7 protein-coding genes and 1 pseudogene are annotated in these 7,508 nt (G+C 33.7%); 3 read left to right on the top strand and 5 right to left on the bottom strand.

Annotated features, from left to right (window positions below; translation table 11 throughout):
* Window positions 1-280: 280 nt before the first annotated feature.
* Window positions 281-826, bottom strand: a complete 546-nt coding sequence (locus AC1DVB_RS15370; protein WP_477589868.1) for a TetR/AcrR family transcriptional regulator — start codon at window positions 824-826, stop codon at window positions 281-283.
* Window positions 827-1,048: 222 nt separating this feature from the next.
* On the opposite strand from AC1DVB_RS15370, the gene AC1DVB_RS15365 reads away from it, so the two are divergent.
* The 3 genes from AC1DVB_RS15365 to AC1DVB_RS15355 are packed head-to-tail and all read left to right on the top strand — an operon-like array spanning window position 1,049 to window position 3,013.
* Entirely contained in the window at window positions 1,049-1,804 is a 756-nt protein-coding gene (locus AC1DVB_RS15365) for a carboxymuconolactone decarboxylase family protein (RefSeq protein ID WP_477589866.1), read from the top strand.
* 18 nt (window positions 1,805-1,822) lie between these two features.
* Window positions 1,823-2,569: an SDR family oxidoreductase gene (locus tag AC1DVB_RS15360; RefSeq protein ID WP_477589864.1), complete on the top strand. Its 747-nt coding sequence runs from the start codon at window positions 1,823-1,825 to the stop codon at window positions 2,567-2,569.
* Between the two features lie 33 nt (window positions 2,570-2,602).
* Window positions 2,603-3,013 carry a cupin domain-containing protein gene (locus AC1DVB_RS15355; protein WP_477589862.1) on the top strand — a complete coding sequence of 137 codons (411 nt, stop codon included), beginning with the start codon at window positions 2,603-2,605 and terminating at the stop codon, window positions 3,011-3,013.
* A gap of 329 nt (window positions 3,014-3,342) precedes the next feature.
* On the opposite strand, the gene AC1DVB_RS15350 is transcribed toward AC1DVB_RS15355, so the two are convergent.
* From AC1DVB_RS15350 to AC1DVB_RS15335, 4 genes and pseudogenes are all read right to left on the bottom strand, one after another.
* Window positions 3,343-3,930: a LysE family transporter gene (locus AC1DVB_RS15350; protein WP_089364623.1), complete on the bottom strand. Its 588-nt coding sequence runs from the start codon at window positions 3,928-3,930 to the stop codon at window positions 3,343-3,345.
* A gap of 157 nt (window positions 3,931-4,087) precedes the next feature.
* Entirely contained in the window at window positions 4,088-4,993 is a 906-nt protein-coding gene (locus tag AC1DVB_RS15345) for a LysR family transcriptional regulator (protein WP_089364622.1), read from the bottom strand.
* 1,695 nt (window positions 4,994-6,688) lie between these two features.
* A complete protein-coding gene (locus AC1DVB_RS15340) occupies window positions 6,689-7,150 on the bottom strand; it encodes a GNAT family N-acetyltransferase (protein WP_089364620.1) in 462 nt (153 codons plus the stop codon).
* A 207-nt stretch (window positions 7,151-7,357) separates the two neighbouring features.
* Window positions 7,358-7,468: pseudogene (locus AC1DVB_RS15335) on the bottom strand (pyridoxal 5'-phosphate synthase lyase subunit PdxS); the annotation flags it as partial.
* Between the last annotated feature and the right edge of the window lie 40 nt (window positions 7,469-7,508).

Genomic DNA, 7,508 nt, shown 5'->3' with positions numbered 1-7,508 from the left:
GTGTATTTTCAGTAACTTGATTAATTTTTTCATTCCATTTAAACTGCATAGAGAAGTCCTCCTTGTTTGATGCTGAGTCAATGGTCGTTGACACTCATGCATCATACAAGAGGGCTCTTTTTCTTTCAAGACTTCGAACATCCTTCTAACAGGAATGCTGCCCCGTTAGTGCCATAAGAAAAAGCTGCCTTAAAAGACAGCTCCGATCTTAAACTAACGCACCGGTAGTTTAAGTATATTTCTTCACAATCTCGTTGTATCTGACAAAACTATCCTCTAACTATAAATTCCTATCTAACAAAAGCCCCACTTGTTCTGCCACGACTTGTGTCGGTTCTGATAATCCATTATTGAACCACACTTCTACAATCTCTACTATTGCTGCTCCAAAGAATTTAAGAATTAAATCCTTACTTAAACCTTGATTTTTCCCTTCAGTTACATCAACTTCACCGTCTAACTCTTGGATTACAAATTCTAGGAAATGACTACGGAAAGCAGGGGCTCCTTTACTCGTTAACATTGTTGAAAAGAATGAATGATTACGTTCAAAGTATTCAAACCAAATTAGATTTCCCTCGACAAAATTTAATTCAGATGCCGATTCGCAGAGTATCCTTAGTTCGTTAATATGTTCTTCAATGAGTTTATCAAGTAGATCAAATTTATCCATGTAATGGTCATAAATCGTTCTGCGTCCGACATTTGCTCTGTCGGAAATATCTTGTATCGTAATATGATCAAAACTTATTTCAGACATTAGTTCAATAAAAGCATTTTTTATTGCTTCTTGAGATTTTTGTACTCTTCTATCCACCCTAGACATTGTGGTTTTCACCAAACTTTCTTAAAAATTAACGCACAATTTCAATTAACTTGTGCAATAACGTACAGAACGTAACATTTTGATTGTTGTAGACATCCTCTTTTCATTTTATATTATATACAGATGTGCGGTACCGCATCAATATGCGATTTACTAACACATCAAATTTTACTAACTTGGAGTAATAGAAGAGTTAATTAAATTCAAAGAGGAGGTTTAGTTATGGACCGTGTTGAAAAGAGCCAGGAAAAGTTCAAACAGCTTTTTGGTGAGGGAATAACTGCCGCACATGCTACTGATCCTGATTTTCAGGACATTCTAAGCCATTTCATTTTTGGGGAAGTTTTTTATCAAGGTAACCTTGATGATAAGATGCGTGAGTTGATCACACTGGTTGTTCTTGCGACCAATCAAACATTGCCTCAGTTGAATGCTCATGTTCACGCCGCACTAAACGTTGGGCTAACATCTGTCGAAATCAAAGAGGCTGTTTACCAGTGTGCTCCATACATCGGATTCCCAAAAACGTTAAATGCTATCAATGAAGTCAATGAGGTTTTCAAAGCAAAGAATATCGCTTTGCCGATTGAAAGTCAAAAGACTGTAGATGAAGAAAATCGTTTTGATAAAGGACTTGCAGTGCAAGTAAAGATATTTGGTGATGTCATTAAAAAAATGCAGGAGAGTGCTCCGTCAAATCAAAAGCATATACAGGAATATCTATCCACTTTTTGCTTCGGAGATTTATACACCCGTGGTGGACTTGATTTGAAAACACGAGAATTGTTAACGCTCTGCATCATTACTGCTTTAGGTGGTGCTGAAGGTCAAGTGAAGGCACATGTACAGGGTAACAAAAATGTGGGCAATGACAAGGAAACATTGATCGCCGCCATCACCCACTGCCTTCCATATATGGGCTTTCCGAGAACACTGAACGCATTAGCTTGCGTAAATGAAATTATTCCTGAAAATTAAGAAAGGGTGTTATTTATTATGTCTAATATTCAAGATAAAGTTGTCATTATTACAGGTGCTTCTTCTGGAATTGGAGAAGCTACTGCAAAAGAACTTGCGTTTAAAGGAGCAAAGTTGGTACTAGCGGCTCGTCGTGAAGATCGATTAAAGAAATTACAAGAAGAAATTAGAACCAATGGCGGAGAAGCTATTTATAAAGTGACAGATGTTACTTCTCGTCTACAAATGGAAGAACTCGCTGCTTATGCACTTAAAGAGTTTGGCAAAATTGATGTACTAGTTAACAATGCTGGAATCATGCCACAAGCTTTTCTAGCTGAAAATAAAGTTGATGAGTGGGATAAAATGATTGATGTCAACATCAAAGGTGTTTTGTATGCCATCGCTGGTATCGTTCCATCTATGAGAGAACGCAAATCCGGTCACGTTATCAACCTTTCTTCAGTAGCAGGACATAACATCTACCCTGGTGGAACAGTATACTGTGGTACCAAATTTGCAGTAAGAGCCATCTCTGAAGGTTTACGCCAAGAAGAAGCGATGAATGGCACCAATATCCGAGTTACCAATATTTCTCCTGGGGCTGTTAGCAGCGAATTGTTAGAAACGACAACAGACCCTGCCATGAAAGCGGGATTAGCTGAATTTTACAAAGTGGCAATTGATGCTGACAGTATTGCTCGTACAATTGCATTTGCAATTGAGCAGCCATCAGATGTTGGTATTAATGAATTGATTATTCGTCCAACTGTTCAGGTTGGTTAATAATAAAGAATTAAGTCTATCGGAGGTTTTAAAATGGCAAAACATGAAGAAGTAAAAAATGGCGTTATTTTCCCAGTGGGCGAAAAAAATGAAGCATATGCACAATTTTTTGTGGGACAAAGTTATCTTAAACCATTAATTGCTGACCCTAAAGTGAGTGTAGGTGTAGGGAATGTGACCTTTGAACCAGGATGCAGAAATAACTGGCATATACATCGTGATGGATTCCAACTTTTATTAGTAACTGGTGGCGAAGGTTGGTACCAAGAAGAAGGAAAACCTGCTCAATTCTTAAAAGCCGGTGATGTTATTGTCACCCACGATGGTGTAAAACACTGGCATGGTGCTACAAAAGATAGCTGGTTTGAACACATTGCAATCACGGCAGGTACACCGGATTGGTTAGAATCAGTAACAGATGAGGAATATAGCAAATTAAAATAAAAGTTGATGATAAGAATTGCCCTGTTATACAGGGCTTTTTTTATATCAATCACAAGAATTATGATGTATACAACCACTACTTTTATGAAAGGAGCAATAACTTTGGATAGACCATATATAATATGCCACATGCTGACATCATTGGATGGAAAAATCATTGGAGATTATTTAAATGTGGAACGAGCTGCCTATTTTACAGACCTATTCTTTGCTGTTTTAACTTCAGCTTATATGCAACTTTTGATATATCACTTATTTTAAAAATATCATATAAAATGATCATTGTTCCACCAGTTTTTTGAAAATAAAATCAATTTCTAATTTTTTCTTTACTGTACTAAAAGTCCAACTGCACATTGCAAAAGTAATAGCGCCAAAATAATATTTATCACTTGAAAATGTTTGGAATATGTCTTTTGAAACAATCCACCAAAAAATATCCAAGTCAAGGTAGCGATAGTACCGATTGTAGCAATGATCATCTCAAAAAATATTAGCATACCTAATGACGTATAATATGGAATAATATATCCTGTCAGAGCCGTTATACCAAATATAAATATCTTTACATTAACAACTTGCAAAACAAAACCAATTAAAAAAGAAGGTTGTTTCACATCATTTTTATTGTCAGGCTTACTAATGGCAATATGATATGCCAGCCATAAAATATAAATTGCTCCCGCATATTTAAGGACGGACATTATTGGATTTATTAAGTTCTCTAGTCCGAAAACAAATACTGCACATAACGCTTGTACAAAATAATAACTTATAAATATCCCAAAGAATAAACGCTTTCCTCTTTTCCATCCATAATTGGTCATAGTATTTAATGCCAGGATATTTCCAGGTCCTGGTGTAAAGGCATTTATTAGAGCGTATATAACAAATGCAAATACTGCTTGGACTCCCATATCAAAATCACACTCTGCTTTCCAAATGTTTATTTTTCGGCTTATTCCCTTAATCATTTATATTATAATGAGTTGTTTTGATATAGTATAATACTGAAATAATATAACCTGATATAGATAATAACTATATCAAACTTATTATTAAGTCGATTTTCTTTTATAATTCCTTTGCAATCATTTTTAATGCATCTAAATATATTTCTCCCAGTTTTGTTAATGTGACATCGTTATGCTTTATTGTTCCAATCCGTATGACTTCATCTACATTAAGACGAACTGCAATAATTTCTTCTCCATGAAGATATTTAGGAAAAACTCCAGAAGAAATGGTATAACCATTGAGACCAATCATGAAATTAACAATAGCTGCTCTGTCACTTACTTTAATATTTTTCTTTACAATTCTTGTACTTAAAATTTCTTCTGAAAAGTAAAAAGAATTGTATTCTCCTTGTTCAAATGAAAGGCATGGATAATCATCTAATTCATCCAAATCAATAGATTCATTGATAGACAATGGATGTTTTTTACTAATAAATACATGTGGTTTTGCAACAAATAGTTCTGAAAAACTAATATTTCTTTCTCTTAACAGCTTTAATAATACTGATTCATTATAATTACTTAAATGGATAATCCCCAGTTCACTTCGTAAATTCTTCACATCTTCAATTATTTCATAAGTTTTCGTTTCACGAAGTGTAAACTCATACTCAGAAGCTCCAAATTCCTTTACAAGTTCTACAAAAGCATTGGCTGCAAAAGTAAAATGCTGGGTTGAAATACAAAAATGTTGCTTAGCTGGTTTTCCACTCATATATTTTTCTTCAATCATATTATACTGCTGTAATACCTGTCTGGCATAACCTAGAAACTCAGCTCCTTCATTAGAAATAGCAATTCCTCTATTCGTTCTAATGAATATGGTTATTTTTATTTCCTTCTCTAATTCCTTAATAGCATTCGACAAACTTGGTTGGGAGATGAATAAACTTTTTGCTGCCTCATTCATAGATCCCTTACTTGCTACTTCAAGTGCATATTTTAATTGTTGTAAAGTCAAACTGAACGCCACCTTTTCAAAGATACTTATAAATCCATAATCAAACATTCTGATGTTATTCTTATATATTTTTCCTTCTATAACAGTTTACTAATTTTCATTCTTGTTTTTATTAAGGAACAAAAAGGACCATAAGGCAAACTATAATGAGTATGGACTTTCATACTTAATACGGGAGTAAGCTATCAAAAGAAAAAACTAAAATCTCTGCTCCACCTACTACTTCCTCTTTTCTTTCTTCTTTATAAAACTTGATCCTCCTCATTCCTTTCTGATCAGCTGTTAAAAATCACAAGTTATCAGGTTATAAAGAAGATAGGGAAGTTAATGATTCTTTGAGTTATAAAAATTCTTTGTTAACTTTTTAAGTATATAATTTCAAGCCCCTATTCCCCCATTTATAGCTAATGTATGATTTACCCTTGCTATATTCTTTGCTTTATTTCTTTAAAATGGAATCAATCCTGAAAGAGTTTATTCTACAACCCTTGTTTTTTCTCCAGCTCTATATCATTTAATATATACATAGTATGTATCCTTATCAAACTGTTTCAAGGTTTTCACTTCGGCTGCTAAGATGTGCATAAGAACCCATCTTGTTTTGTCGCTCAAATTATTTGAATAACATAAAGTTTGTTCTAAAAAATTACGAAACAAATAATACTGAGCAGGTATGCTCAATTCCTCTACTTTGTTTTAAAATGATCCTTCCAATCATCTGCTGAAATACTAAACGTCATTTTATTTATCCCCTATCGTTTGTTTTCTCTTAGCTGACTAAGGTATCTGTATTAAATTCTATTTATACCCTAGAAACAAGGGAATAATAATATTATTTCGATACCGATTACGAAGCCGAACTGTATTGTCGTTTAAATACGGCGATACAACAAAAGGTGCACCAGAAAGAATCGCAATTCTAGCAGTTTCTGAATCCATATCTTTACCAGTACCAACTGCAATACCTTCGTTAATTTAACGCCAATCTTTCTAATACTTTATTAGCTTCCACTAAATCAGCTCGCTAAAAATCCACTAATACTAAGCGTAAGCATTTAGGAGATGTATATTTCACCCGAAATTAGTAAGGTTTCTAAATCCGCCAAATCGCAAGAAATGACGTTTCCATAGATGTCTTGACCAACCATACACAGGAAGCTCCATATTTTCGATATGAGAATGAATGCCTTAATAATTATAATTGAGCATTTTCGGTAAGCCTTTATAAGCTGCCATTTACTTCAATGTTGCTGCCTAGTACTTGCCGTAATGCCTATCTTTTTTTCGTTAAGAGTTCAGTTACTGGGTTAATCCTATAGGAAAAGAACGCCCTGACTTTTTAGTTGGTTTTGGTGGAATTAATGAAAAGAAAATTGAAGAGGGTATACATTTAATATCCTAATTATTAATGAGAATATATAATATAGGACACTTACAGTTACTTTATAAAAAATTAGAATGTTTAGAAATAATACAGTTTTATAAGTCCCATACCTTGATTTTTACTACCTTCCTACAAGTTGGTTTGGGCTTACAAAATATTTATATAAAGAACCTCTACTTCCTTACAAATCTCTCTAAAATTAAACAGCTCTAGGTAAATAAGAGGTATGTAATCACACAATCTCTTATATTTCCCAGAACTGTTTTATTATGTGAATAAAGGTTATGAAGTAAATATATAGGAAAAACTTCTTAATATTTTACTGTTTTGGTTTTTACATCTAAACTGTAATAAAAATTCACATTATCTTTCTCATATCCGTTTGTCTCGTATAATTTTTGTGCAGATGTATTATTAATTTCTGTCTCGAGCTTTATTCCTTTTGCACCCGTACTCTTAGCATATTCTTTTGCTATGTTTAGTAGATTTGAAGCTACACCTTGTTTCCTAGCCGATTCTAGTACATATAAATCATTTAAAATCCATAATTTCTTCATTGCAACCGATGAAAAAAACGGATACATTTGTGTAAACCCTAAATAATTTCCTTGATGAACAGCTACAAATATTACCGAGTCTTTTTGTTGAAAACGCTTTAAAATAAAAGCTTTAGCTTCTTCCTGATTAGACTCTTGCCTATAAAAAACCCTATACGAATTGAATAAATGCGAAATCCCTTCAACGTCTAGTATAGTTGCCTGATAAATATTCATCTTACTCCCCCCCTTCTCCAATCATTAGGTATTGAAATAAAAACTTTAATTCAATCATAGATAATCTCTACATTTTAGATATACTGCTACCAGAATTCTATAATAGGTACGTGATTAGCATGGGCTTCAATTAGATAAGCGCTAGGCTATCTCTATATTAGGATTAAAATTATTGCATACACCTGTTTTCCTTATTTTTGGCTAATGCATAACAGCCACAGCACCTGAAGCTTCTGAAATTTTTGCTTGCTCAGCATTGATTACGTCCATGATGACGCCATCTTTTTGCATTTCTGCCATTCCTCGTTTTACAGGCATAGTTCCTTTATCCAGAATATTTTTATCTTCTTCACCAAAG

The sequence above is a fragment of the Peribacillus sp. P4_D6 genome (assembly GCF_056401795.1).
Note: the sequence above shows the minus strand (reverse complement) of the source record. Positions and strands in the feature narration are given on the sequence as shown.